The sequence below is a fragment of the Ruegeria sp. HKCCA0235A genome (assembly GCF_013033235.1).
GTDB lineage: Bacteria > Pseudomonadota > Alphaproteobacteria > Rhodobacterales > Rhodobacteraceae > Ruegeria.
This window is the reverse complement of record NZ_WQDQ01000009.1, coordinates 97,219-122,354: the sequence shown is the minus strand read 5'-3', so window position 1 is coordinate 122,354 and position 25,136 is coordinate 97,219. Positions and strand designations below refer to the sequence as shown.

The 25,136-nt window shown below is 57.6% G+C and carries 23 protein-coding genes; 13 read left to right on the top strand and 10 right to left on the bottom strand.

Features of this window, described 5'->3' with window-relative positions; genetic code table 11:
* The first annotated feature begins 49 nt into the window (after positions 1–49).
* Together GOW56_RS16010 and GOW56_RS16005 are read left to right on the top strand one after the other, a co-directional pair.
* Positions 50–2,305: an NADP-dependent malic enzyme gene (locus GOW56_RS16010; protein WP_171206495.1), complete on the top strand. Its 2,256-nt coding sequence runs from the start codon at positions 50–52 to the stop codon at positions 2,303–2,305.
* A gap of 3 nt (positions 2,306–2,308) precedes the next feature.
* A complete protein-coding gene (locus GOW56_RS16005) occupies positions 2,309–3,181 on the top strand; it encodes a ribokinase (RefSeq protein WP_170345832.1) in 873 nt (290 codons plus the stop codon).
* On the opposite strand, the gene msrA is transcribed toward GOW56_RS16005, so the two are convergent.
* From msrA to GOW56_RS15985, 4 genes are all read right to left on the bottom strand, one after another.
* Entirely contained in the window at positions 3,178–3,849 is a 672-nt protein-coding gene (msrA, locus tag GOW56_RS16000; RefSeq protein WP_171206494.1) for a peptide-methionine (S)-S-oxide reductase MsrA, read from the bottom strand. The genes GOW56_RS16005 and msrA overlap by 4 nt on opposite strands.
* Positions 3,850–4,040: 191 nt before the next feature.
* Complete coding sequence (locus GOW56_RS15995; RefSeq protein WP_152459599.1) at positions 4,041–4,322, bottom strand: SCP2 sterol-binding domain-containing protein; 282 nt, start codon at positions 4,320–4,322, stop codon at positions 4,041–4,043.
* Positions 4,323–4,401: 79 nt separating this feature from the next.
* Positions 4,402–4,806, bottom strand: coding sequence for a DUF1810 domain-containing protein (locus tag GOW56_RS15990; protein ID WP_171206539.1), 405 nt, complete (start codon positions 4,804–4,806; stop codon positions 4,402–4,404).
* Positions 4,807–4,838: 32 nt separating this feature from the next.
* Positions 4,839–6,065, bottom strand: coding sequence for an argininosuccinate synthase (locus GOW56_RS15985; RefSeq protein ID WP_171171502.1), 1,227 nt, complete (start codon positions 6,063–6,065; stop codon positions 4,839–4,841).
* Between the two features lie 201 nt (positions 6,066–6,266).
* On the opposite strand from GOW56_RS15985, the gene GOW56_RS15980 reads away from it, so the two are divergent.
* Together GOW56_RS15980 and ilvA are read left to right on the top strand one after the other, a co-directional pair.
* Positions 6,267–6,974, top strand: coding sequence for a hypothetical protein (locus GOW56_RS15980; protein ID WP_371807916.1), 708 nt, complete (start codon positions 6,267–6,269; stop codon positions 6,972–6,974).
* A gap of 58 nt (positions 6,975–7,032) precedes the next feature.
* Complete coding sequence (gene ilvA, locus GOW56_RS15975) at positions 7,033–8,259, top strand: threonine ammonia-lyase IlvA (protein WP_152459596.1); 1,227 nt, start codon at positions 7,033–7,035, stop codon at positions 8,257–8,259.
* Here ilvA and GOW56_RS15970 read toward each other — a convergent pair.
* Positions 8,256–8,585, bottom strand: coding sequence for an Hpt domain-containing protein (locus GOW56_RS15970; RefSeq protein WP_170345824.1), 330 nt, complete (start codon positions 8,583–8,585; stop codon positions 8,256–8,258). The genes ilvA and GOW56_RS15970 overlap by 4 nt on opposite strands.
* A gap of 163 nt (positions 8,586–8,748) precedes the next feature.
* On the opposite strand from GOW56_RS15970, the gene GOW56_RS15965 reads away from it, so the two are divergent.
* The gene (locus tag GOW56_RS15965) at positions 8,749–10,023 is read left to right on the top strand and encodes a PP2C family protein-serine/threonine phosphatase (RefSeq protein WP_171206493.1); all 1,275 of its coding nucleotides are present in this window, start codon (positions 8,749–8,751) and stop codon (positions 10,021–10,023) included.
* Here the strand turns inward: GOW56_RS15965 and GOW56_RS15960 are convergent.
* Positions 10,020–10,463 (bottom strand): NUDIX hydrolase, encoded by a 444-nt coding sequence (locus GOW56_RS15960; protein WP_152459593.1) that lies wholly within the window; start codon positions 10,461–10,463, stop codon positions 10,020–10,022. The two genes, GOW56_RS15965 and GOW56_RS15960, sit on opposite strands and share 4 nt — an antisense overlap.
* A gap of 76 nt (positions 10,464–10,539) precedes the next feature.
* Between GOW56_RS15960 and GOW56_RS15955 the strand changes: the two genes are divergently transcribed.
* From GOW56_RS15955 to GOW56_RS15920, 8 genes are all read left to right on the top strand, one after another.
* Positions 10,540–11,526 (top strand): Hsp33 family molecular chaperone HslO, encoded by a 987-nt coding sequence (locus GOW56_RS15955; protein WP_171206492.1) that lies wholly within the window; start codon positions 10,540–10,542, stop codon positions 11,524–11,526.
* Positions 11,501–12,115: a CoA pyrophosphatase gene (locus GOW56_RS15950; protein ID WP_152459591.1), complete on the top strand. Its 615-nt coding sequence runs from the start codon at positions 11,501–11,503 to the stop codon at positions 12,113–12,115. Before GOW56_RS15955 ends, GOW56_RS15950 begins: the two co-directional genes overlap by 26 nt.
* Positions 12,112–13,266 (top strand): CCA tRNA nucleotidyltransferase, encoded by a 1,155-nt coding sequence (locus GOW56_RS15945; protein ID WP_171116730.1) that lies wholly within the window; start codon positions 12,112–12,114, stop codon positions 13,264–13,266. The genes GOW56_RS15950 and GOW56_RS15945 overlap by 4 nt, the downstream gene beginning before the upstream one ends.
* 191 nt (positions 13,267–13,457) lie before the next feature.
* Positions 13,458–15,296, top strand: coding sequence for an ABC transporter ATP-binding protein (locus GOW56_RS15940; RefSeq protein WP_171206491.1), 1,839 nt, complete (start codon positions 13,458–13,460; stop codon positions 15,294–15,296).
* Complete coding sequence (locus GOW56_RS15935) at positions 15,293–17,125, top strand: ABC transporter ATP-binding protein (protein WP_171206490.1); 1,833 nt, start codon at positions 15,293–15,295, stop codon at positions 17,123–17,125. Before GOW56_RS15940 ends, GOW56_RS15935 begins: the two co-directional genes overlap by 4 nt.
* Before the next feature lie 39 nt (positions 17,126–17,164).
* Entirely contained in the window at positions 17,165–18,394 is a 1,230-nt protein-coding gene (locus GOW56_RS15930) for a class I SAM-dependent RNA methyltransferase (RefSeq protein WP_171206489.1), read from the top strand.
* A gap of 21 nt (positions 18,395–18,415) precedes the next feature.
* The gene (locus GOW56_RS15925) at positions 18,416–19,201 is read left to right on the top strand and encodes an ion transporter (RefSeq protein ID WP_152459586.1); all 786 of its coding nucleotides are present in this window, start codon (positions 18,416–18,418) and stop codon (positions 19,199–19,201) included.
* 59 nt (positions 19,202–19,260) lie between these two features.
* Positions 19,261–19,779: a murein L,D-transpeptidase family protein gene (locus tag GOW56_RS15920; protein ID WP_171116742.1), complete on the top strand. Its 519-nt coding sequence runs from the start codon at positions 19,261–19,263 to the stop codon at positions 19,777–19,779.
* Here GOW56_RS15920 and GOW56_RS15915 read toward each other — a convergent pair.
* The 4 genes from GOW56_RS15915 to GOW56_RS15900 form a co-directional block, all read right to left on the bottom strand.
* Positions 19,776–21,215 carry a nodulation protein NodH gene (locus tag GOW56_RS15915; protein WP_171206488.1) on the bottom strand — a complete coding sequence of 480 codons (1,440 nt, stop codon included), beginning with the start codon at positions 21,213–21,215 and terminating at the stop codon, positions 19,776–19,778. The genes GOW56_RS15920 and GOW56_RS15915 overlap by 4 nt on opposite strands.
* A 6-nt stretch (positions 21,216–21,221) precedes the next feature.
* Complete coding sequence (locus GOW56_RS15910; RefSeq protein WP_171206487.1) at positions 21,222–22,922, bottom strand: beta-1,6-N-acetylglucosaminyltransferase; 1,701 nt, start codon at positions 22,920–22,922, stop codon at positions 21,222–21,224.
* A complete protein-coding gene (locus tag GOW56_RS15905; protein WP_152459939.1) occupies positions 22,919–23,905 on the bottom strand; it encodes a glycosyltransferase family 2 protein in 987 nt (328 codons plus the stop codon). The genes GOW56_RS15910 and GOW56_RS15905 overlap by 4 nt, the downstream gene beginning before the upstream one ends.
* Positions 23,906–24,089: 184 nt before the next feature.
* Positions 24,090–25,133 (bottom strand): glycosyltransferase family 2 protein, encoded by a 1,044-nt coding sequence (locus GOW56_RS15900; RefSeq protein WP_371807915.1) that lies wholly within the window; start codon positions 25,131–25,133, stop codon positions 24,090–24,092.
* Between the last annotated feature and the right edge of the window lie 3 nt (positions 25,134–25,136).

Here is a 25,136-nt window from a genome sequence, read left to right as displayed (position 1 = left end):
CTGCGCTATGAGGCAAAAGCCCAACAGATGTAAAGAAACGACATATCCGATGCCCAAAGCGAAGATCACCAAAGAAGAGGCGCTGGCCTTTCACCTCGACCCGACCCCCGGCAAGTGGGAGGTGCAGGCAACCGTCCCGATGACCACGCAGCGGGATCTTTCGCTTGCCTACAGCCCGGGTGTGGCCGTTCCATGTGAAGCAATCGCCGAGAACCCAGAAACCGCCTATGACTATACCAACAAGGGCAACCTGGTGGCCGTAATCTCGAACGGGACGGCGGTGTTGGGTCTTGGCAACCTTGGCGCGCTGGGCTCGAAACCGGTGATGGAGGGGAAATCCGTTCTGTTCAAACGGTTCGCCGACGTGAACTCGATCGATATCGAGCTGGATACAGAAGACCCGGATGAGTTCTGCCGCGCGGTTCGACTGATGGGGCCGACCTTCGGCGGGATCAACCTGGAAGACATCAAGGCGCCCGAGTGTTTCATCATAGAACAGCGCCTGAAGGAAGAGATGGACATCCCCGTCTTTCACGACGACCAGCACGGCACGGCGGTGATCTGTGCGGCGGGGCTGATCAACGCGCTGCATATTTCGGGCAAGAAGATCGAGGATGTGAAGATCGTTCTGAACGGGGCCGGGGCGGCGGGGATCGCCTGTATTGAACTGCTCAAATCCATGGGCGCGCGGCACGAGAACTGTATCGTCTGTGACACCAAGGGCGTGATCTACCAGGGCCGGACCGAGGGCATGAACCAGTGGAAGTCGGCCCATGCGATCACCACGGATCTGCGTACTCTGGAAGAGGCCATGAAGGGCGCGGACGTCTTTCTTGGTGTTTCGGTCAAGGGCGCGGTCACGCAGGAGATGGTCGCAAGCATGGCCGATAATCCGGTGATCTTTGCTATGGCCAACCCCGATCCGGAAATCACCCCGGAAGAGGCGCACGAGGTCCGCGTGGACGCCATCGTGGCGACCGGGCGCAGCGACTATCCCAACCAGGTCAACAACGTTCTGGGCTTTCCCTATTTGTTCCGCGGCGCGCTGGACATTCACGCGCGTGCCATCAATGACGAGATGAAGATCGCCTGTGCCCATGCACTGGCCAATCTGGCGCGCGAAGACGTGCCGGATGAGGTCGCGATGGCTTATGGCAAATCGCTGACCTTCGGGCGCGACTACATCATTCCCACGCCGTTTGATCCGCGCCTGATCCACCGTATTCCGCCCGCTGTTGCCAAGGCGGGGATGAATACCGGCGCAGCCCGCCGTCCGATCATCGACATGGATGCGTATGAGCTGAGCCTGAAGTCCCGGATGGACCCGACCGCAAGCATTCTGCGCGGGCTGAACGCCCGGGCGCGACAGGCGCAAGGCCGCATGATTTTTGCCGAGGGCGATGACCCCCGCGTGCTGCGTGCGGCGGTCATGTATCAGCGCTCGGGCTTCGGAAAGGCGCTGGTTGTTGGTCGCGCCGATGACGTCAAAATCAAACTTGAGGCTGCCGGGCTCGGAGATGCTGTGCGTGAGCTGGAGGTGGTGAACGCCGCCAACACCACTCACCTCGATACCTATAAGGAATTCCTCTATAAACGCCTGCAACGTAAGGGGTTTGACCGCAAGGATATCCACCGTCTGGCCGCGCGCGACCGACATGTGTTTTCGTCTCTGATGCTGGCACATGGGCATGGCGATGGTCTGGTTACGGGCGCAACCCGGAAATCAGCGCATGTGTTGGATCGGATCAATCACGTCTTTGACGCGGATGCGGCTCATGGCGCTGCTGGTGTCACGGCATTGCTGCACAAGGGCCGGATCGTCCTGATAGGTGATACGCTGGTTCACGAATGGCCGGATGAGAATGATCTGGCCAATATCGCCGAGCGCGCAGCCGCCGTTGCCCGCCATATGGGTCTGGAGCCGCGCGTTGCTTTTGTCAGCTTCTCGACCTTTGGCTATCCGGTGTCGGAACGTGCGGAAAAAATGCATGTCGCCCCGGAAGTTCTGGACGGGCGTGGTGTGGATTTCGAATACGAAGGCGAGATGACCGTCGATGTTGCCCTGAACATGGATCAGCAAGAAGCTTATCCATTCTCGCGCCTGACCGGCCCTGCGAACATTCTGATCGTTCCCGCGCGGCATTCGGCCAGCATCTCGACCAAGCTGATGCAGGAAATGGGCGGTGCCACCGTGATCGGGCCGATCCTGTCGGGTGTCGACAAGCCGATTCAGATTTGCTCGACCGTCTCGACAGCGAACGATATTCTGAACATGGCCATTCTGGCCTCGTGCGACATCGGATAAACCATGACGATCTGGAACCTCGGCTCGATCAACGCGGATATGGTCTATGACCTGCCGCATCTGCCTGCGCCGGGGGAAACTCTGGCCGCCCACGGGCTGGATCGGTTCCTTGGCGGAAAAGGTGCCAATATGTCAGTGGCGGCTGCGCGGGCCGGATCGCGCGTCAGCCATATCGGTGCCGTCGGGCATGATGGCCGCTGGGCGAAGGACCGACTGACGGAATATGGCGTGGACACACGCTATATCTCGGAGGTGGACCTGCCGACGGGGCACGCGATCATTGCGGTGGACGCCGAGGGCGAGAATCTGATCATCCTCTATCCGGGGGCCAACCATGCCTTGGATATCAGCCATCTTGGGCAGGCCCTGTCATCGGCAAGCACCGGTGATCTGCTGATCTTGCAGAATGAAACCAACGCACAGGTCGAAGCCGCGCAGTTGGGGCGCAAACTTGGACTGACCGTATGTTACGCCGCCGCACCGTTTCAGGCACAGGCGGTTCAGGCGGTTCTGCCCTATCTGGATTTCCTGATCCTGAACGAGATCGAGGCCGAACAACTGCGGCAGGAAACCGGGATGGGTGCGGCTGACCTGCCCGTGCGACATGTCATTGTCACGCTGGGCTCAAAAGGTGCCCGGTATTTGCAGCAGGGCAAAGACCCGGTGGAATTTGCGGCCCACAAGGTTCAGGCCGTGGATACCACCGGGGCAGGTGATACATTTACCGGCTACGTGCTGGCTGGAATGGATCGCGGAATGCCGATGGAACAGGCCATTCTGCAAGCGAACCGCGCCGCTGCCCTGATGGTCACGCGGCACGGAACCGCGGATGTCATTCCTGATCTGAGAGAAGTGCGCGACGCGACCTTTGATTAAGACCCGGCGAAAGGCGCATCTGAACCCCAAAGCTGTTTGACACGCGCGTCACGGCCACAGGCTTTGCGATATGCTTTATAGGCGTTGTGCTGACGTTTGGGCCCAAAGCGGGTAAGGATCAGCTTGTTCCCTTTGTAGTAATCCTGATGATAGGCCTCGGCAGGGTAAAACGTGCCCGCCTTCAGGATCGGGGTGACAACATTTTGACCCAGGGCTCGTTGTGCTTCTTTCTTCGCCTGTTCAGCCAACGCTTTTTCGCCTGTGTTAGAGACGAATATCGCAGTTCGATAGCTGTCGCCCCGGTCGCAGAACTGGCCGCCGGCATCCGTCGGATCAACCGAGCGGAAGAACATGTTCAGCAGAGTTTCACGTGAGACGCGGGCCGGGTCAAAAGTGATCTGAACTGCTTCATAATGGCCGGTGCCACCTTTGGAGACCTGATCATAGGTGGGGTTGGCGGATTTGCCGCCGGTATAGCCCGACACGGCCCCGATAACGCCCGGTACAGATTCAAAATCGGACTCGACACACCAGAAACAGCCTCCTGCAACTGTCAGCGTTTCGGCACCTGCCGCGGGGGCAGGCAGGGCGCGCAACATCATCGCAAGTGTGATCAGGGCAAACAAAATGGCCGGTTTGAAGGCGTCCAGATAAGCAGTCCGTAACATGTCGGGTCTCCTTTCCGCACCAAGGTGACCCGAACCCGGATGACATTCAATTGCCTGACATCTGATGTCACGGGCTGGTGAGGCAAGTTTATCGGCGCCGGATGTCGGTGGAACACCTTGCGCCGGGCCGTCTTGGCGGTTGGATAGGGCGCCCCGGCGAGGTGGAATTCCGCGGTGAACCTGCCTTCGGCTTAACCCAGAAGCTGCCCCAGTTTCATCGCAACGCCCATATTGCCCGAGATTTTGAGCTTGCCCAAAGCGACACCTGTCATCGGGTTCAGTTTTCCGGTCAGAAGCTTGGTCAGGTTGTCCTGCGAGATGCGGATCGTGCAATCCGTTTCCTGGTCCTGTGTCGATGCCTGACTGTCGGCCAGAACAATCACGCCGTCCTCGCCACAATCGAATTTCAATGAGCCGTCAAAGGTTTTGCCGTTCAGGCCTTTTTGAATTTCGTCGGCGATATGCTGAAGCATCCGGGTTCCTTTCGCAGTTTCCGAATGCGTAAAACGTCAGGTATCGAACAGGCAAGGCTGACCCGACTGGAACTTCCGATCACGATGCGTCAAGGCTCTGAACGGTTCGCGCGCAAGGCTCCCCATCGTAGAAAGCGTCAAGAATTGCCTGAAACTCGGCCGGAGCATCTGCCACCAAGGAAAACAATGTCATCGAAGAGCGAAGCTTTTTCGCGTCAACCCCACCCAGAATGTCGCTGGCGGCGCGCCCCTGATGCAGCAACATCAACGAGGCCGCTTGCGTCAGACGGTGGCGCAGTACCGGGTGGTTCAGATAGCGCGTGGCTTCATCCAGATCTTCGATGCCGTAAAGCTGCGCCATATGGGACTGGCCCAGCTCGGCCAGTTGCGGAAACACGAACCACATCCAGTGGCTGGTCTTCTGCCCCTGTTCCAGTTCGCGCAGGACATCGGCCCAGACCGTGTCCTGCGCTTCGATGAACATTTCCAGTTCGTCGTTCAGACCGTCATCTTCGGTCACTTGGACAACCGCTTGTCGCGCGCGGCCAGCAGTTTCAGCCGCAGCGCGTTCAGTTGGATGAAGCCCGCGGCGTCTTTCTGATCATAGGCACCCGCGTCTTCTTCGAAGGTCACATGCGCTTCGGAATACAGCGAGTGATCCGACCAGCGGCCCACGGTCGAGGCTAGACCCTTGTACAGCTTCACGCGGACGGTGCCGGTGACGTGTTCCTGGCTCTTGTCGATGGCGGCTTGCAGCATTTCACGTTCAGGCGAGTACCAGAAGCCGTTATAGATCAGCTCGGCATACTGCGGCATCAGCTGGTCTTTCAGGTGCATCGCGCCGCGGTCCATGGTGATGGATTCGATACCGCGGTGCGCTTCCAGCAGGATGGTGCCGCCGGGAGTTTCATAGATGCCACGCGATTTCATGCCAACGAAACGACCTTCGACCAAGTCTAGACGACCAATGCCGTGTTTGCCGCCGTATTCGTTCAGCTTGGTCAGGATTGTGGCCGGGCTCATCGCTTCGCCATTGATGCTGACCGCGTCGCCTTTTTCAAAGCCGATCTCGATGAATTCGGGCTCGTTCGGCGCGTCCTCGGGGTGGACGGTGCGCTGATAGACATAGTCGGGCGCCATATCGGCGGGGTCTTCCAGAACCTTGCCCTCGGACGAGGTGTGCAACAGGTTGGCATCGACCGAGAAGGGGGCCTCGCCGCGCTTGTCCTTGGCGATCGGAATCTGGTTCTGTTCGGCGAATTCCAGCAGCTTAGTGCGGCTTGTCAGATCCCATTCGCGCCAGGGTGCGATCACTTTGATGTCGGGGTTCAGCGCATAGGCCGCCAGTTCGAACCGCACCTGATCGTTGCCCTTGCCGGTCGCACCATGCGCCACGGCGTCAGCGCCGGTTGCCTCGGCGATTTCGACCAGACGTTTCGAAATCAGGGGGCGAGCGATGGACGTGCCCAGCAGGTACAGACCTTCGTACTGCGCGTTGGCGCGGAACATCGGGAAGACGAAATCGCGCACGAATTCCTCGCGGATATCCTCGATATAGATGTTCTCGGGCTTGATCCCCAGCAGCTCGGCCTTTTTGCGGGCGGGCTCCAGCTCTTCACCCTGACCCAAATCGGCGGTGAAGGTTACAACTTCACAACCATATTCGGTCTGCAACCATTTCAGGATGATCGAGGTATCAAGGCCACCGGAATAGGCCAGAACAACTTTCTTGGGCGCGGACATCTGACTTCCCCTTATGCGTAAGACGATTGGCCCCTAGCGGGTTTTACGCGCGGGGGCAAGTTGTGAGGATTGACGCAGTACCTGAATTGGGGTGAAACGGGTGCAGAGAATAACAAGCATTGGTTGAAGGGGCGGTTTCAAATGTTGGGATGGCAGATTTTCTTGCATTCTGTGCGGATGGTATTTGGAAACATCAAGCAGGTGCTGCAGATTACGGTTGGCCCTGCTCTTATTGCGACGATCATCATCGTGGGCGTGTTCTTGGCGCTTGGTATTCCGCTTGAGGCGCTTGAAGACAATGCAGGCGCGTTGCCGTCAGGTGCAACTGCAGGTTCAGCCTTTGTTTTTGTGGTCGTTTTGCTGGCGGTAATGTCCGTCACGATGTTCTGGATTGCGGTGTCATGGCACCGCTTCATCCTGATGGAAGAGTATCCCACGGGAATACTCCCGACATTCCGCTTCGACAGGATTCTTGCCTATTTCGGTCGTTTTCTGATGTTGGGGATTTTGATGGTGATCGCGTATATCCCCATGGGTCTGGTCGCTGCTGCACTAGGCGAAAGCCTTGCGGTGATTTCGACCATTCTGGTGATTGTTTACACCGTTTTTCTGGTCGTGTGCTTCTATCGCCTGTCAATTATTCTGCCCGCAGCGGCGATAGGAAATCCCATATCGATCGGTGAGGCATGGAACAACACGTCCGGGGTCAGCGGTGCAATCTTGTTGCTGCTACTCGTCGCCCTCCTGTTCCAGATTCTGGTGCAGCTGGCTTTCACCCTTCTGGCAATAATACCGGTGCTGGGCGTATTGCTGACCGCGTTCTTTGGCACGCTCATTCTGCCGATGATCAATGTCAGTATCCTGACCACGATGTACGGAATCTTCATCGAAAAACGCGAACTGTCCTGAGCGGCGTACACATATGTATTCCTTGCCCTTATCGCGATGATGGGGCAGGGAAATCGACATGACTGATTTCATGACCTGCGCCCGCGCTGCCGAACAGGCGATGCGCACCGTGTTTCCGGCAACACCGTTGCAACGGAATGCCCATTTGTCTGACCGTTATGGGGCCGATATCTGGCTTAAGCGCGAAGACCTCAGTCCGGTGCGCTCCTACAAGATCCGTGGTGCGTTCAATGCCATGCGCAAGCAGCAGGGGCAGGACCTGTTCGTCTGTGCCAGTGCTGGCAACCACGCGCAGGGCGTGGCGTTCATGTGTAAGCATCTGGACGTGCGCGGCGTGATCTTCATGCCGGTGACGACGCCGCAGCAGAAAATTCAAAAGACCCGCATTTTCGGCGGCGACAATATCGAGATCCACCTGACTGGCGACTATTTCGACGATACTCTGGCCGCCGCGCAAGCATGGTGCGCGCAGCAGGGCGGGTATTTCCTGTCACCCTTCGATGACGCTGATGTCATTGAAGGCCAGGCCTCACTGGCGGTCGAGATCGAAGAGCAAATGGGCGGTGTGCCGGATCACGTCGTTTTGCCGGTTGGCGGCGGCGGCATGTCCTCGGGCGTGGCCACATGGTTCGGGGATCGCAGCCATTGTCTGTTTGTCGAACCGGCCGGAGGTGCCTGTTTGCGCGCTGCACTGGCTGCGGGGCATCCTGTGTCGCTGGATCATGTGGATACCTTCGTCGATGGCGCTGCGGTTGGACGGATCGGTGAGAAACCGTTTGAATTACTGAAGTCTCGCCACCTGTCGGATGTTCTGGTTCTGTCCGAAGACCGCATCTGCACAACTATGATTGAGATGCTGAATGTCGAAGGCATCGTTCTGGAACCCGCGGGCGCGCTGGCGATCGAAGCGGTGGGCGATATTCAAAGCTTTGTGCGGGGCAAGACCGTGGTCTGCGTGACATCCGGTGGCAATTTCGATTTCGAACGCCTGCCCGAGGTCAAAGAACGCGCCCAACGCTATTCCGGAGTGAAGAAGTATTTCATCCTGCGCCTGCCGCAGCGCCCCGGCGCGTTGAAAGAGTTTCTGGGTATTCTCGGCCCCGAGGACGATATCGCCCGCTTTGAATACATGAAAAAATCGGCCCGCAATTTCGGTTCGGTCCTGATCGGGATTGAAACCCGCAAGCCTGAGAACTTCATGCGTCTGTTTGCGCATCTGGATGAGGCAGGGTTCACCTACACCGATATAACCGAAGACGAAACGCTGGCGCAGTTCGTGATTTAATCCAGATTCTGGCGCAGCTCAGCCTCGAATTTCTGTTTCGAGCTGTCAAATACGGCCAGAATAGCGGGCAGATCGACATCCTCGCCCTGACCCGCGGCCGCCTGCCGTTCGCCGTCCTGACAGAGTTTCGAGAACTGGTCGAATCCAAGACTGAGCGCGCTGCCCTTCAGGAAATGCAGATTCTGTTCCAGTTCGGACCGGCTTGTATCCTGATGCAAGCGGGCGATGACCTCCTGCACTTCTTCCAGAAAGATGTCGACCACCTCATCAAACTCATCCGGGCCAACCTCGTCCCGCAATTGTCGGACTCTGCCCCAGTGGATCATACTGCGTCACCTGCCGTTGAACATGCGTTTTCAGGAATAGGCAACACCAGTAAAAACCGGGTTAACAGCCCAGCGGGATTGCGGCCTTCGGTCTTCACCGGATGTTAAAACCGTCGCTACTAGGATCGCCCTGTGTGAATGAACGCATCAGGTCAGAGGGTAAATGGTACCAAGGGCGAGTCTTAAGGAAACCAGATCAGATCTGGATTTCGGCGCGATCCGTAAGGTGCTGGTGGTTGATGACAGCCGTCTGCAGCGGCGCATCTTGGTCGCATCGCTCAGAAAATGGGGCTTTGAGGTGGTTGAGGCCGATACGGGCGATGCCGCCCTGGCGCATTGTCTGGACGATCCGCCCGATCTTGTTCTCAGCGATTGGGTCATGCCGGGGATGAGCGGGCTTGAGTTCTGCAATGCGTTTCGCGCCCTGGATACCGATCAATATTGTTATTTCATCCTTCTGACTTCCAAAAGTGAAAAGCAGGAGGTTGCGCGCGGACTGGATGCCGGGGCAGACGATTTTCTGATCAAACCCCTTGAGGCGGATGAATTGCGGGCGCGCATATCCGCAGGCGCGCGCATTCTGGACATGCAGCGCGAGCTTTCACAGAAAAACCGCCTGATCGAATCCGCGCTGGAAGAACTCAGGCTGGCGCATGACGCGATCGACAAGGACCTCATTCAGGCCCGAAAAATCCAGGAATCGCTGGTCCCGGAATTTACGCGGAGCTTTGGAAAATCCCGGGTCAGCCTGTTGTTGAAACCCTGCGGCCATATCGGTGGGGACCTTGTTGGCATGTTCTCACCCGGGGTCAATCGGCTGGGGTTCTACAGCATAGATGTATCCGGGCATGGCATCACCTCGGCCATGATGACGGCGCGTCTGGGCGGTTATCTTTCCAGCAAGCATTTCGATCAAAACGTCGCAATGGAGAAGAGGTTCAACAAATTCTACGCACTGCTGCCTCCGGAAGACGTCGCAAGCATGCTCAATTCCCGATTGATGGCGGATGAAGGGATCGAGGAATATTTCACGATGGTCTACGCCATTGTGGATCTTCGAAACGGGCATCTCAAAATGGTGCAGGCCGGGCATCCGCATCCGCTTCTGCTGCGGCAGGATGGCAGCACTGAATTTCTGGGCGATGGCGGGTTGCCGATCGGGCTGATCGAAGATGCGAGTTTTCAGCAAATCGAGATTCACATGAAACCCGGCGACAAACTGTTGGTGTATTCGGACGGATTTACCGAATGTCAGCTTGCCGAAGGCGGTTTGCTGGAGGAAGACGGTTTGCGACAGATGGCCCAGCAGTGCATTTCTGAAAAGGGCGGGTCGGAGTTTCTGGACGACATGTTCTGGCGATTGACCCAGGAGATTTCGCCCAAAGATGGCATTGGGGATGACGTATCCGCCGTTTTCTTTGAATATTACGGGCCTTAAAGCGAACTGAGATGCATTTCCGCAAAGTGCCGGTCACCGTCATTGCCCAGCAATTCAACAGCATCGGCGGCTTCCATCCACAGTGCTTCGTGGAATGCCTCGCTCGGCGGGCCTTTGCGGCGTACGGGACGGGCGCGGTAGATCAGGCAGACCTTTTCGGCCCACAGATCGTATTCGGGCATATAGGTGAACCGGCGAAAAGCGCCGATGCGACGCGGGTTGGCAACGTGCCACCCGGTTTCTTCATAGACTTCGCGATGCAAGGCCGAAATCGGTGATTCGCCCGGATCGATGCCTCCACCCGGCAATTGCAGATCCGGGCCCGGTTCGGTCTGACAGGTCAACAGCAATTGACCGCCACGTGGCAAAAGGGCATATACGCCAACCCTTCGGGTGTATTTCCGCCCCGTCTCGGGGGTTTCACCGAACCGCCTGATCATGTATGGCCCCTTTCAACCCGATCTGTACGACCTATATGGTGCCGGTATGCCAACCCGTGGCGTGTAAGGAAACCCCATGTCTCTTGGAACAAAAATCGCGTGGGACGATACCGTCCTGCCCTTTCAACTTGATGCATCCGACATGCGCGGCCGCGTGGCCCGTCTGGATGGCGTGCTGGATGGTATCCTGAAACAGCATCACTATCCCGAGCAGGTCGAGGCGCTTGTGGCCGAGATGGCCTTGCTGACCGCGTTGATCGGCCAAACGGTTGCGTTGCGCTGGAAACTGTCGTTGCAGGTACAGTCCAAAGGGGCGGTGCGCATGATCGCAACCGACTATTATGCGCCGCAGGAAGAGGGCCAGCCCGCCCAGATACGGGCTTATGCCAGCTTTGACCGGGACCGGCTTTCCAATTCTGCGCCTTTCGATCAGGTGGGCGAAGGGTATTTTGCCATCATGATCGATCAGGGAGAGGGCACGCAGCCGTATCAGGGCATCACTCCGCTGGCCGGTGGATCGCTGAGCGCCTGCGCCGAGTCGTATTTTGCGCAATCCGAACAGCTGCCGACGCGGTTTTCGCTGAGCTTCGGCAAATCGACCGAGCCGGGCGTGGGCGAGCATTGGCGTGCAGGCGGCATCATGCTGCAACACATGCCCAAAGCGTCGCCCTTTGCCGCGTCGGGTGAAGGAACCGGTGACATCCTGACCGCTGCCGATCTGGTCGATGGCGAAGAAGGTGAAAACTGGGGTCGCGTCAATATCCTGCTGGATACCGTCGAGGATTTGGAGATGATCGGCCCCTCTGTTGCGCCGACCGACCTTCTGGTTCGCCTGTTTCACGAGGAACAGCCGCGTGTCTATGATGCGCAGTCCGTGCAATTTGGCTGCACCTGTTCCGAGGATCGTGTGCGACAGAGCCTGTCGATCTATTCGGCCAAGGATATCGAAAAGATGACCACGCCCGAGGGCGAAGTCACCGCGGATTGTCAGTTCTGCGGGGCTCATTATGTGTTGGACCCGGCAACTGTCGGATTCGATGCCGAAGACCCCAAAGGTGCATGACCCGGTTGAAAAGATCCGGGCGGCCCTGCGCCGCCCCGGTCACGGGTCCAGCGACTTTGACTTGAACCCGGATACCGTTCTGCCGCCCGGACGACGGTTGCGACCCGCCGGTGTTCTGGTGGCCATTTCCCTGGCTGATGACACACCGCAGGTCATCCTGACCAAACGCTCATCCGCGTTGAAGCATCACCCGGGCCAGATCGCCTTTCCCGGTGGCAAACAGGACGAAACCGATGCTGATGTTACGGCTGCGGCTCTGCGGGAAGCTGAGGAAGAGATCGGCCTGCCCCCTGAAATGCCCGAGATCCTGGGATTTCTGCCGACGCATGAGACCGTGACCTCGTTCACAGTAACACCGGTTGTCGCAGTTTTGCGGGACAGGTTCCAACCCGTGCCTGAACCCGGCGAAGTGGACGAAGTTTTCTCGACCCCCCTTGCCCATCTTTTGAATCCTGAGAATTATCTGGTCGAGTCGCGCCGATGGCGCGGCCAGAGACGCAGATACTACGCAGTTCCGTACGGCCCCTATTACATTTGGGGCGCGACCGCCCGCATATTGCGCGGGCTTGCTGCACGGGTGAATGAATGATGCTGATTGACGAAGCTTGGATCAGTGAACCAGCGACGCAAAAGGTCTGTTCGGCCCTGACCTCATCCGGGGCTCAGGCGCTTTTCGTGGGTGGATGCGTGCGCAACGCGCTGCTTGGTGCTCCAGTGTCGGATATCGACATCGCCACCGATGCAAGGCCCGGGCAGATCGTCGAGCTGGCGCAGGCCGCCGGGCTCAGGGCCATTCCGACCGGCATCGAGCATGGTACGATCACGGTGGTCAGCGCGGGCATCCCGCACGAGGTCACCACCTTCCGCCGTGACGTGGAAACCGATGGCCGTCGCGCGGTGGTGGCATTTTCCGATCATGTCGAAGAAGACGCGGCGCGACGGGATTTCACCATGAACGCGCTCTATGCCCAACCCGATGGCACCGTGCTGGACCCTCTGGGTGGTCTTCCCGACCTCGAGGCCCGGTTGGTGCGGTTCATTGGAACCGCCGAGAACCGCATTCGCGAAGACTATCTCCGCTCGCTTCGCTACTTCCGTTTTCACGCCTGGTACGGGGATCCGGATGGCGGTTTCGACCCCGATGCCCTGGCCGCCATCGGCGCCAATCTTGACGGGCTGGAGTCATTGTCGCGCGAGCGGATCGGGGCAGAGCTGCTGAAATTGCTGGCATCGCCTGATCCGGCCCCTGCCGTTGCGACCATGCGCAGTACCGGTGTTTTGGCCCGGGTGTTGCCGGGGGCGGACGATCGGTCTTTGGCCCCTTTGATCGCGCTGGAACAGGCGGCTGGTGCCGATCCCGATCCGGTGCGTCGTCTGGCAGCCATTGCCTCGCCCGATGATGCCGCGACATTGCGGTTGAGCCGTTCGCAGTTGCAACGCCTGATCAGGATGCGTGAAGAAGCACAGTCCACAACCAGTATTGCTGAACTGGGATACCGCTATGGCGATGAAGGGGGATTGCACGAGACGCTTTTGCGCTGCGCCTTTCTGGAACAACCCTGGTCCGAAGATTTGCGGCGCGATCTGCATGCAGGCGCAGCAGCGCGTTTCCCTGTCCAGGCCAGAGATCTGATCCCCAACTTCACCGGCCCGGCGCTGGGCAAGAAGCTGGCCGAGCTGGAAAAACGCTGGATCGCATCCGGTTTTTCGCTGTCACGCGAAGAGTTGTTGGCACATTAGCGCGAAGTCTCAAAAGGGGATGACATCTCGGATCCTTTGTGCTTAGTTGCGCCTGTCACATGGATGGAGGAATGCGAATGTATTACGGGATCTGGTTCGGCTAAAGCCGGGACACCTGCCCCGTAAAGGGTGGTGTTCAGGCGCCATCTTTCTTCGCACGTCTATTTTCCTGCTCAATCGGAGCACTTTCCATGTTTCGCTATTTCGAAAACCTTGTTGACCCTTTTGTTGCCTACCGTGAGGCTGACGCACCGCCGACGCGGTTATGGCCCTTCATGCTGGATTATTCGCGGCCCTTTTTCCGGGTATTTTTCTGGGCGGCGCTGGTTTCCATAATCGTCGCGGGTGTTGAAATCGGGCTGATCTACTACATGGGTCGCGTAGTGGATCTGTTGGGCGGCACGCCGGCAGAGGTCTGGCAAAATCACGGAACGGAATTGTTGTTGATGGCAGCCTTTGTGTTGCTGTTGCGTCCGCTTCTGCATTTGGTCGACGTACTTCTGCTGAACAATACGATTTTGCCGAACTTTGGTACGCTGATCCGTTGGCGTGCGCACAAACACGTGTTGCGTCAGTCGGTTGGCTGGTTCGAAAACGACTTTGCCGGGCGGATTGCAAACCGGATCATGCAGACACCTCCAGCGGCGGGTGAAGTGGTCTTTCAGGTTTTTGACGCGATTTCCTTTTCGTTGGCCTATTTGATCGGTGCGGCGATCCTGCTGTATGCGGCGGATCCGCGTTTGTTGATCCCGTTGCTGATCTGGTTCGGATTCTACGCCATACTGGTGCGCTGGACCGTTCAGCGTGTTGGTCCGGCGTCAAAAGCGGCCTCGGATGCGCGTTCGACGGTCACGGGGCGAGTGGTGGACAGCTATACCAACATCCATTCGGTCAAAATGTTTGCCCATGGCCCGCAAGAGCTGGACTATGCCCGCGAGGCGATCGAGGAAACCCGTCGGACATTTCAGATCGAAATGCGGATTTTCACTATTATGGATGCCGTTTTGGTCACGTTGAACGGTATGCTGATCGTGGGTGTTGTGGGCTGGGCGATTGCCTTGTGGATGCAAGGCAGCGCTTCGGTCGGTGTTGTTGCGGCGGCTACGGCCTTGACCCTTCGCCTGAATGCCATGACCGGATGGATCATGTGGGCCCTGACCAGCTTTTTCCGTCAACTTGGTATCGTGTCCGAGGGGATGGAGACCATTGCCCAGCCCATCGACTTGCTTGATGCGCCTGACGCGAAACCCTTGCGGCTTACCAAGGGTGAGATCCAGATCCGCGACCTCTCGCATCACTATGGTCGCGAGGCCGGCGGTTTGGACCATATCGACCTGACCGTCCGGCCCGGCGAAAAGATTGGTTTGATCGGTCGTTCCGGTGCTGGCAAATCGACACTGGTAAAGCTGCTGTTGCGGTTCTACGACGTCGAACGCGGTGCGATTTATATTGACGGTCAGAACATTGCGCATGTCACCCAGGACAGTCTGCGCAGCCATATCGGTATGGTTCAACAAGACAGCGCCTTGCTGCATCGCTCGGTCCGCGACAACATCCTTTATGGCCGGCCAGATGCGTCCGAGGCGCAGATGATCGCCGCCGCCAAACAGGCCGAAGCACATGAGTTCATCCTCGATTTGCAAGATCCGCAGGGTCGGACCGGGTACGACGCGCATGTCGGTGAACGGGGGGTGAAGCTGTCAGGTGGCCAGCGGCAGCGTGTGACGCTGGCGCGGGTGATCCTGAAGGATGCACCGATCTTGTTGTTGGATGAGGCGACATCCGCCCTAGATTCCGAGGTCGAAGCGTCAATTCAGGAAACCCTCTACGGCATGATGCAAGGAAAAACCGTGATCGCCATTGCCCACAGGCTCAGTACCATCGCGCAGATGGATCGCATTCTGGTGATGGATGCAGGCCGTATCGTCGAGGAAGGCACGCATTCCGATCTTCTGGCGCAAGGTGGCCTTTACGCCCAATTCTGGGCGCGGCAATCTGGTGGTTTCATGAACCCGGAGGCTGCTGAATGAGGATTGCCGACCTCATCTATCCGTTCAGGAACATCGAAACGCCCCCACCGCAGACGTTGGGGGCGTTCATCCGCTGGAGCCTGTCCGGGGCGTGGCCAATGCTGTTTGTTGCGGCGTTCTTCTCGGCCATTGCAGGCGCGATGGAGGCGGTCACGGCTTGGATACTGGGCCGCGTGATTGATGTAGCGACCGCCAGCGGGCCCGAGAATTTTCTGACCGCTGCCAATATGTGGATGATCCTCGGTGCGGTCGCCTTCTTCATGTTGCTTCGCCCGATCCTGTTTGGCCTGTCATCCTTGTCGAACAACTACATTGTCATGCCAAACATCACACCTTTGGTTCTGGCCAAGCTGAACCGTTGGACCTTGGGTCAGTCGGTGACCTATTTCGACGATGATTTTGCCGGTCGGATCGCGCAAAAGCAGATGCAGACATCGAACGCCATGGCTTCGGTCGTGTCGGAAACGATCAGCGCGATTGTGTTTGCCCTGGCGTCTCTGGTGGGGTCTTTGTTTTTGTTAGGGTCTATTCATCCTTTGGTGATGCTGCCCTTCGCGGCATGGCTGGCGGTGTATTTCATGCTGGTGCGCTGGTATCTGCCGCGCATCCGCAAACGTTCCGCCGCGCGGGCCGGGGCGCGGGCGATGGTGTCCGGGCAGGTGGTCGATACGATCACCAACATCAAAACCGTGAAGCTGTTCGCCCACTCAGAATTCGAAGATCAGGCGGCGCGTGAATCGATGGTGGATCTGCGTGAAAAATCGTTGGATTTCGGCAAGTTGTCGGCAAGTTTCCGGTTCATCCTTATGACGCTGGCCGGTGTCCTGCCTGTCTTGCTGCTGGGCGCGACCTTGTGGCTGTGGAAGGGCGGCATGGCGACCGCCGGGGATATCGTGGCTGCCGGGGCGGTTTCGATCCGTATTGCTCAGATGACCGGTTGGGTCAGTTTCACCTTGATGGGGCTGTATGCCAATGTCGGTGAAATCGAAAACGGGATGAAAACGCTGACCAAGCGTGACCGGGTCGAAGATATGCGCGGGGCGACGGACCTTGATGTGACCGAAGGGTCGATTTCCTTCGAAGGCGTCAGCTTTGCTTACGGGCGCGATATCGGTGGCGTCACGGATTTGAGCCTGACCGTCAACCCGAGCGAAAAATTGGGCATTGTCGGTGCATCGGGGGCGGGGAAATCCACGCTCGTCTCACTGTTGCTCAGGCTCTATGACAGGGAAAGTGGCGCCATTCGTATCGATGGCCAGGACGTGTCACAGGTAACGCAGGACAGCCTGCGCCGACAGATAGGAATGGTCACGCAGGAAACGGCGATGTTCAACCGGTCTGCTCGTGAGAACATTCTGTATGGCCGGCCGGACGCCTCAGAGGCCGAGATGATCGAGGCCGCAAAAAAGGCCGAAGCGCATGATTTCATCCTGAGTCTTGAAGATGCTCATGGTCGAAAAGGCTATGATGCTCATCTGGGTGAACGGGGCGTGAAACTCAGCGGCGGGCAACGACAGCGGATCGCTCTGGCGCGCGCCATTCTGAAAGATGCCCCAATTCTGGTTCTCGACGAAGCGACATCGGCGCTGGATTCCGAGGTTGAAGCTTCGATTCAGACCGCGCTGCATCGGGTGATGCAGGGCAAAACGGTTCTGGCCATCGCGCACCGGCTGTCGACACTCAGCGAAATGGACCGGATTGTTGTTTTGGACGAGGGCCGGATCGTCGAAACCGGAACGCATGAGGCGCTGCTGGACCTGGGCGGCCTGTATGCGCGGTTCTGGCACCGCCAGTCGGGCGGGTTCATTCAGGCAGAAGCTGCGGAATAAGGGTTTTTTTGCTGCGAAAGCCCGGCTATCAGGCCTCTCATGACGCAGCAATTCACAATCACACGGCTTGGACATCAGGGCGACGGTATTGCCGATGGCCCTGTTTACGCCCCTCGTACCCTTCCCGGCGAGATCGTCAGCGGCACCCTTGTCGGTCAGCAAGTGACCGATATCCGGGTCGAGACACCGTCCGAACACCGTGTCAAAGCGCCTTGCCGCCACTACAAAGCGTGCGGTGGCTGCCAGTTGCAGCACGCATCCGATGCATTTGTGACCGACTGGAAATTGCAAGTCGTCCGCAAGGCGCTGATGGCGCAGGATCTCAAAGCTCCACTGCGCCCGATACACACATCGCCCGAACAGTCACGTCGGCGGGCTACGATTGCCGTAAGGCGCACGAAAAAGGGCACGTTGGCGGGGTTTCACGGTCGTGCATCCGACACGATCACCGAGATACCCGATTGCCGGTTGCTTGACCCGGCCTTGATCGCGGCCATTCCGGTGGCCGAGGCGCTGGCCAACCTGGGCGCAAGCCGCAAGGGCGTTCTGGCTGTCACGCTCACACTGTCCGAAGCTGGTCTGGATGTGGCCGTAACAGGTGGCAAACCGCTGGACGGCCCCTTGGAACTGGCGTTGGCGCAGGCGACCGAGAAACATGGGCTGGCCCGGCTCAGTTGGGATGATGAGGTTATTGCCATGCGGCATGCGCCGGTTCAGCGCTTTGGAGCAGCCGGAGTCACGCCACCCCCCGGAGCTTTCTTGCAAGCAACAAAGGACGGAGAAAAGGCTCTGTTAAAGGCAGTTTCCGAGGCTACACGGGGCGCGAAACGTATCGTTGACCTGTTTGCGGGCAGCGGAACGTTCTCTTTGCCGTTGGCGGAAAGCGCCGAAGTTCACGCGGTTGAAGGCGAGGCCGCCATGATCGAGGCGCTGGATCAGGGCTGGCGCAGGGCACAAGGGCTGAAACGCGTAACGACCGAGGCCCGTGACCTGTTCCGCCGCCCGCTTATGCCGGACGAGCTGAAATCTTTCGACGCCATTGTTCTGGATCCGCCTCGTGCCGGTGCCGAAGCTCAGGTAGATGAGATTGCACAGGCGCAACGCCCGGTGATCGCCTATGTCTCGTGCAATCCCGTCACCTTTGCGCGTGATGCGAAAACGCTGGTTAACGCGGGTTACACCCTTGAATGGGTACAGGTCGTTGACCAATTTCGATGGTCAACACACACGGAACTTGCTGCGCGGTTTGTTCTGAACGCAGCATCTTGATCTTACCGGGGAAACTGACACATGGGGTCCAAACAGCGTTTGCTGAATATTATCGAAGCGCCCGTTTTCGGGCGGTTCATAACGGCCGTGATCATTTTCAATGCCATTCTTTTGGGGATGGAGACATCGCCGACCCTGATGGAACTGGCCGGCCCCTTGATCGTGGCGCTGGACAGGCTTTGCCTGGCGATCTTTGTAGCTGAAATTTCCATGAAACTGATTGCCACCGGGCGCAGGTTCTTCACAAATGGCTGGAACATATTCGATTTCCTGATCGTTGGAATTGCCCTGGTTCCCAGCGCCGGAGGTCTGTCGGTGCTGCGCGCCCTGCGAATTCTGCGGGTGTTGCGCGTGATTTCCGTGGCGCCTCGTCTGCGTCGCGTGGTCGAAGGGTTCATCTCGGCCCTTCCCGGCATGGCCAGCGTGTTTCTGCTGATGGCAATTCTGTTCTATATCGGTGCGGTAATCTCGACCAAGCTGTTTTCGGCATCGTTCCCGGATTGGTTCGGCGATCTGGGCCTGTCTGCTTATACGCTGTTCCAGATCATGACGTTGGAAAGCTGGTCGATGGGCATCGTGCGCCCGGTGATGGAGGTCTATCCCTATGCCTGGGTCTTCTTTGTTCCCTTCATCATGGTCACGACCTTTGCGGTGGTGAACCTGTTGGTGGGTCTGATCGTCAATTCGATGCAGGATGCCCATCATGCCGAGGATGAGGTTAAAACCGATGCCTATCGCGATGAGGTTCTGGAACGGCTGGAAAGCATCGAACGTCGACTGGCCGAGCAGTCAAACATCAAAAAGTGATTTCAGTTTTTCCCATTTTTGGCATAATGATCGAAAAAAAGCAGAGCAGGCAGTGAAACATGGATCGTCGAGTATTCGGTTTAGGCGCGCTGGCAACGCTGAGCCTTTCGGCTTGTGCCTCTAGCGGCCCAAGATTTCTGACTTATAACGGACCCGAGGTGACCTCTTTGGTGGTCAACAAGGGCACGCGCAAACTTTACTTGTTGCACAACGAAAAGATCCTCAGGGAATATGACGTCGATTTGGGGTTTGCGCCGAATGGAACAAAGAACCAGCGCGGTGACGGCAGAACGCCCGAGGGCACCTATCTGATTGACCGTCGCAACCCCAGAAGCCGGTACCACCTATCCCTGGGCATTTCTTATCCCAACTCGCAGGATGTCGCCAAAGCCAAGGCTGCGGGCGTTGATCCGGGTGGGGATATCTTCATCCACGGTGAACCCAATCTGCGTTCTGAGCGGAGACGCGCAAAAAAGAAGCGGGATTGGACAGCTGGATGCATCGCAGTCAAGAATGACGAAATCGAAGAAATTTATGCGATGGTCAACAAAGGTACGCTGATAACCCTGCGCCCTTAGGCCGATCCTGGCGCCCAGTCACTGAATCCGAATGCTTCATAGTCGCGCTGATAGGCTTCAACCGCCAGCGCTTTGAGGTTTTCGTCGTAGATCTGGTCCAAAGCGTATGGTTCATCCGGTGCGCAGGAGCCAGGCTTAGGCGGGTTTGAATGCCCCATGTTACGCGCCAGATCCGGCAAGGCCGTCATCAGATCCTCTTCTCTCAGAATCAGATCGGGCATCGTGAAGGATGCGATTCCCTCCAACGTCCTGGACTGGCTGCACCACGTGCCGTCCACACGGACCGGTGTCTGCCCGTTGAGGTTGAGGCGTAGAAAGTCCAGAAAGCCCGAAAAAGCTTCGCGGTGTTGTTCGACAGAATAATTGTTGTCCCGCACTTGCCCCGGGATCGGCAGCTTGAGCCGGTTGCGAAGGTAATTCCGCACCATCTTATAGCTGCCCGGCCCCGTATTCAGAATATGACTGCAAAATGCCGTATGTGCCCGGGCCAGAGGGTGACGCAGAACAGTGAATTGCCGATGTCCGGGATGGCCCTGTTTCCATGAGCGGACCTGTTTGCGGTTTCGATCCGTGATCAGCTTGTCGGTCTGACATCCGTCCAGATCAGCGAGCCATTGCACGATAACAGGCTCTATTCCGCCCCGAATGGGCAAATACATCAAAGGAGACCTTGCAGCGGCAACATAAAGCGGTACAGCCGCGCCGCGCTGCGGCTCAAAGCTTGTTGACCGATGCAATCCGAACCGATCCTGATCGCACAGGGCTTGCTTCATTTCATCAGGATTGGTGACCTTCGACAATGCCGGCGCCGGGTTTTGCGGTTTCAGGGTATCATCCAGTCGGGTCAGCCGCCCCTCAACCCCCAGCCATACAGCCAGCCCGTTTATGACCTCCAGCTCGGTCAGGTCGTCATAGTGAATGAAGAACCCGGTTTGGCCTGTCTTCTGCAGGTGCCGTTGCACCATAAGCTGATGGTCTTGCAGCTGGTTCAGGTAATCCGAAAATTCGTCGGCGTCGAAGTCAACCTGCGCGTCGACGCGGCGTTTCACATTCTTCAGCAGCCACTGCTGCGTTTTCTGTGCTATTTTCAGCGACAGGTAACTGTCCAATGGGTTGCGGGTCAGAATGATCTTGGCACAGCGCGGGTCGTTCAGCATGGGTTTCAGGATACGTGGGTCATGGTCTTCGAAATATCGGAAGCCATTGATGTCACCCGGTGCTGATTTGATCGCCTTGAGCATTCTCATGGGGTCCGCATCCCGGTCTTCCAGCGAAAGGCCAAGCAGACGATCGGATTTCAGGCTGCCCGCAAAATGCGGATTGAACGCCTCTCCGTGACAGGTGACCCCTTCCAGCGCGTTCAGGTTGGCCTCAAGCAGGTTCGAACCTGTGCGCATGGCGGCCAGAATCACGAAGTAATCAAAATGGGCTGACATGGGCAATCACTGCACCAGATACGGTTTTCGATATGGCTTTTCCTGGCGACCGAACACATCGTCCGCCGGGAAATCACCCATCAGATATGGGTGCATTCCCTGATTCTTGAGGTTTTGCAGGAACTTCCCGAATCCGGACAGATCGACCATGGTTGGCACTTCGGTCAGATGGCTGGTCTGCTGCATGCCGATTTCTTCTAGAATACCCTGCAAGGCATCCATCGGAGATTCAATGAAGTCGGCCAGCGTCCAACTGCGCATCCGCGCCTTGGTCCAGACCGATGTCAGCACCTCCAGCTGCTTGGTTTCAATCTGTTGCAGGCGCGCCGCTTCACTCCGGATTTCCGAGAAGTTCATATTGGATCGGAACAATGGGATCGCCCAAGCGCCGGTGATGACCGAAATCTGAGCGTTCTTGTCCCGCGCCAGAAACCAGTTGATTTCCTGAGTGTCCCGCGGGCTGAACTGGAAACACTGGCGTTCACCGCGCGTATTCCAGATCAGGTTCGACAGAAAGGCGGTCGGGTTATAGTCCCGCAGCGCCGCACTGTCGCTGAGGGCACCATTTGTTATGGCTTCTCCTTGCGAAAATTCGGCGCGTTCCGGCCCGAATAGATGCCCGTGGACTCTGGCTCCGGTGGTTGCGGCCAACCAAGGTTCGAAATCCTCGAACAATTCCGAAAAGCCTTGGAATACGGAATATTGTGACGATGTCAGACCGTTTTCACTGCCATGGCGGGGAAACCGGCTTTGCATATACAGCCCGTCGCGCCCACGAGTTCGCCGTTCCACCGCTTTGGAAAATACGCGATCGATCTTGCCCGGATTGGGTTCCGCCGGTTTCATCGCCCCGGCCTGATCTGTCAGGAATGCCTGGTACAATCGCTCTGCGCGGGGCCAGATTTTTCGGGCGACAAAACAATCCGATCGACGCAGCAATTGCAGATGATCGTCATAAAAGATGTGCGGGCGGCCCTGGTAATCGAATTTGGATAGGGTCAGGGACCTGCTTTCAATATGCGTGGAATACAACCGCGCAAGCGTCTGGAAATAGCTTTCATCCGGAATCCAGACATGACGGAAATACTTGTCATACAGCTTGCGCCTGGGGTCTTGAAGGATTGCCGACAGCGTTTGGCGGGTCAGGCACCACCACTGGCTTCCCATATGCGGAACCAGGCCGTCGGGGATTTTCCTGCGAAACCCTATCAGACGCTGAAGTTTTACATATGTGTCGAATAGTTTGCGATGCTTGCGCCACGAAAACGGAAACCGCAAGGTGAACCGTTCATGATCCAGCCCGCCGATGGTCCAGCTGACATCGGATGTCGTCGCGCTTTCGATGAAATCGACACGCGGCCGGTCTGACAGGTAATCGATCAACTCCTGAACCGGTCGCAAGGGCAGGCAGGCCCCCGAGGCAAGAAACACATGCCGAACTTCGGGGAAACGCTCCAGCATCAACTCGGACGCGCTTTGCGAGGCGGCAACGATACCCCAGCCACCCCAATCGCACCGATGTCGGTCAGAAAACACGATCGATGGATTGTTCGAACAGGACGCAACAAACCGGGAATAAACAGTGTCTGGCACCTTGCGATCCACATGGATGACCACCGGGCATCCCGCTGCTGTCCAGTGTCGCGCGACCTGCTCGGCGCGGTCCAGTGAGGTATGAACCAACATGACAATACCTAGACCGCTCATGCCCAGTTTCCTTTCGACATGAGGCCCAGGATCTCAAGCTGTCGCCAGTTGATATAGGCCTCGGACCACTCGCACCAGAAAACAGGCTTGTCCTCAAGCTGAGTGGCATAGGCCTTGTATTCGCCCGAGCCCCGGTAATGCTGGCCACGCAGCAATTCCTCGCGGGCTTTTTCCCCAAGAGTATTGATCAACTTGGCATGAAGCAGTGACCCGCTGGCTTTTTCGCCGCCCCATTCGTCGTAAACCTGGTTGAGCCCGCGTGGCAAAAGCGAATGGGTCGAGCTGACATAAACATAGCGCCGGTTCCATTTTACCAGCGGAATCTTGTTCAGCGCCGGTGCTTTGGAGGGGTTGTCCTGAAAGAACACGCGCGCCCGTGGGCCCCCTTGAATCCAAAGGTTCTTGTACTCGGGGTTCTTGGTGATCATGTAATTCCCGGGATCGAACCAGCGCGCGATTTCGAACGGGTTCTGACCTTCAGCATAGGGGTCGGCGTCCACCGGACCTTCGGGGTACATGTCGATCAGCATCGTGCCAAAACTGCGCACGGCACTGCCATCCAGCCAGTCCGTCAAGGCTCGGATTGGACGGGTGTCGCAGAACGGATAGATGAAGAATTCGTCCGGATCGACGCTCAGCACCCAGTGATCGTGCGCGTATTTGCGCAACAGATAGTTCGACCAGTCCAGGCCATAGCTTGCCCGTTTGTAGCTGGTCGTCGTCCGCCAGACCGAAACGTCAGCCTGTTCTTTCAAAAATTCAAAACTGCCATCATCGCTGTTGTTGTCGACAAACAGAAAATGGTTGATGCCCAGTTTGCGATAATATTCAAGAAAGAAGGGCAGGCGAATTTTCTCGTTCCGCACAACGCTCATCAGCAGGATATCATCACGCCGTATAGCCTGTGTGTTGTTGCTGACTGGCTTGAGCTCGCGGCGTCGTCTGAGGCAGCGCAGAATACGGCGCTTGCGCCGCAATCTCATTTTGTAGGATTCAAACAGGCTCACGTGACTGCCCAACCTTTTTAAAACGCGAGCTTTCCCCGAACCAGCCGTGACCGTTGGCACGACATGGCATTACCGGTTTATGCCATCTTTGCATCTTCTGAAGCAACGTCTTTAAAACCCGCAAACTGTAAACGTGCGGTTGATGCCCTTGTTTTCGTTTTCAATCCCAGCCTCCGCCGTTCATCAGACCCAACTGTTCCAGCTGGCTCCACCCGGTGTAGCGCACCGAATGTGGGGTCCACATGTCCGGCTGGTTGATTATCCCATCGTAGTATGGCCCGAATTGGTCCGGATCATGAAAATGTTGGCGTCGCTGCTTTTCGGTGTTGGATTTCTCGATAACGTCCGGCAGGAACTTCGTGTGCAGCAACACGCCTGACGGGGTATCGCCGCCCGGTCCATCATAGGTTTCGTTCAGGCGGCGCGGCAGGGCGGAATGGCATGAGTTCACGTAGGCATAGCGCCGCGACCAGCGCATCAGCGGGATCTTGTTCAGCGTGGGCGATCTTTGCCGCGTTTGCGTAAAGAACATCCGTTCCCGCGCGCCACCCTGCACCCACAGATTGCCCATCGGGCTTTGCCGCTGCGCGCGATACGGTCCTGCATCGAACCAGCACAGCAGATTTGTGGGGTCGGTGTCCGGGTCATAAGCCGCATCACCCAAAGGACCCTTGGGATAGAGATCCAGCATCAGCGCCCCGAACCCGATCTTCCCGCGCCGGTCCAGCCAGGCTGTCAGGTCATGCAGGGACCGGGCGTCGCAGTGGGCATAGACCAGCAGTTCATCCGCATCCACCATCAGGCACCAGTGGCGGTGGCCATAGCGCATCTGCAACCAGGTCAGCCAGTCCAGGCCAAACCGCGATCCACGATAGCTGGAATGGGTTCTCCACACCGAGACATCCGGTTGATCTTGCAGATACTCGGATGATCCATCGTCGCTGCCGTTGTCGACGATTAGAAAATGATCGACGCCCAAGGCGCGATAGTGACGAAAGAACCAGGGCAGGCGAATGATTTCATTGCGCAAGGTGACAAAGGCCAATATGTCACCCCGCTGGATTCGGGATGTCTGATCCTTCTGGCAGGTCAACTGATGTCGGCTGCGCAGCGACCTCCAGAGCAGCCGCCGGCGTTTCCAGCGCAACCTGTACTTCCGTGCCCATCCGATCCGGGGAAGTGTCAAAGCAGTGCTGGATGTCACCGG

What these genes read in the sequence shown, in the direction of transcription:
- GOW56_RS15990 (WP_171206539.1), bottom strand. Translation starts at nt 4,806, where the DNA reads ATGTTCATCGAAGCGCAGGACACGGTCTGGGCCGATGTCCTGCGCGAA.
- GOW56_RS15920 (WP_171116742.1), top strand. Translation starts at nt 19,261, where the DNA reads ATGGATCGTCGAGTATTCGGTTTAGGCGCGCTGGCAACGCTGAGCCTT.
- GOW56_RS15910 (WP_171206487.1), bottom strand. Translation starts at nt 22,922, where the DNA reads ATGAGCGGTCTAGGTATTGTCATGTTGGTTCATACCTCACTGGACCGC.
- GOW56_RS15950 (WP_152459591.1), top strand. Translation starts at nt 11,501, where the DNA reads ATGCCGAAGACCCCAAAGGTGCATGACCCGGTTGAAAAGATCCGGGCG.
- GOW56_RS15945 (WP_171116730.1), top strand. Translation starts at nt 12,112, where the DNA reads ATGATGCTGATTGACGAAGCTTGGATCAGTGAACCAGCGACGCAAAAG.
- GOW56_RS15930 (WP_171206489.1), top strand. Translation starts at nt 17,165, where the DNA reads ATGACGCAGCAATTCACAATCACACGGCTTGGACATCAGGGCGACGGT.
- GOW56_RS15995 (WP_152459599.1), bottom strand. Translation starts at nt 4,322, where the DNA reads ATGCTTCAGCATATCGCCGACGAAATTCAAAAAGGCCTGAACGGCAAA.
- GOW56_RS15925 (WP_152459586.1), top strand. Translation starts at nt 18,416, where the DNA reads ATGGGGTCCAAACAGCGTTTGCTGAATATTATCGAAGCGCCCGTTTTC.
- GOW56_RS15985 (WP_171171502.1), bottom strand. Translation starts at nt 6,065, where the DNA reads ATGTCCGCGCCCAAGAAAGTTGTTCTGGCCTATTCCGGTGGCCTTGAT.
- GOW56_RS15960 (WP_152459593.1), bottom strand. Translation starts at nt 10,463, where the DNA reads ATGATCAGGCGGTTCGGTGAAACCCCCGAGACGGGGCGGAAATACACC.
- GOW56_RS16010 (WP_171206495.1), top strand. Translation starts at nt 50, where the DNA reads ATGCCCAAAGCGAAGATCACCAAAGAAGAGGCGCTGGCCTTTCACCTC.
- GOW56_RS15935 (WP_171206490.1), top strand. Translation starts at nt 15,293, where the DNA reads ATGAGGATTGCCGACCTCATCTATCCGTTCAGGAACATCGAAACGCCC.
- msrA (WP_171206494.1), bottom strand. Translation starts at nt 3,849, where the DNA reads ATGTTACGGACTGCTTATCTGGACGCCTTCAAACCGGCCATTTTGTTT.
- GOW56_RS15955 (WP_171206492.1), top strand. Translation starts at nt 10,540, where the DNA reads ATGTCTCTTGGAACAAAAATCGCGTGGGACGATACCGTCCTGCCCTTT.
- GOW56_RS15965 (WP_171206493.1), top strand. Translation starts at nt 8,749, where the DNA reads ATGGTACCAAGGGCGAGTCTTAAGGAAACCAGATCAGATCTGGATTTC.
- GOW56_RS15915 (WP_171206488.1), bottom strand. Translation starts at nt 21,215, where the DNA reads ATGTCAGCCCATTTTGATTACTTCGTGATTCTGGCCGCCATGCGCACA.
- GOW56_RS15940 (WP_171206491.1), top strand. Translation starts at nt 13,458, where the DNA reads ATGTTTCGCTATTTCGAAAACCTTGTTGACCCTTTTGTTGCCTACCGT.
- ilvA (WP_152459596.1), top strand. Translation starts at nt 7,033, where the DNA reads ATGACTGATTTCATGACCTGCGCCCGCGCTGCCGAACAGGCGATGCGC.
- GOW56_RS15970 (WP_170345824.1), bottom strand. Translation starts at nt 8,585, where the DNA reads ATGATCCACTGGGGCAGAGTCCGACAATTGCGGGACGAGGTTGGCCCG.
- GOW56_RS15905 (WP_152459939.1), bottom strand. Translation starts at nt 23,905, where the DNA reads ATGAGATTGCGGCGCAAGCGCCGTATTCTGCGCTGCCTCAGACGACGC.
- GOW56_RS16005 (WP_170345832.1), top strand. Translation starts at nt 2,309, where the DNA reads ATGACGATCTGGAACCTCGGCTCGATCAACGCGGATATGGTCTATGAC.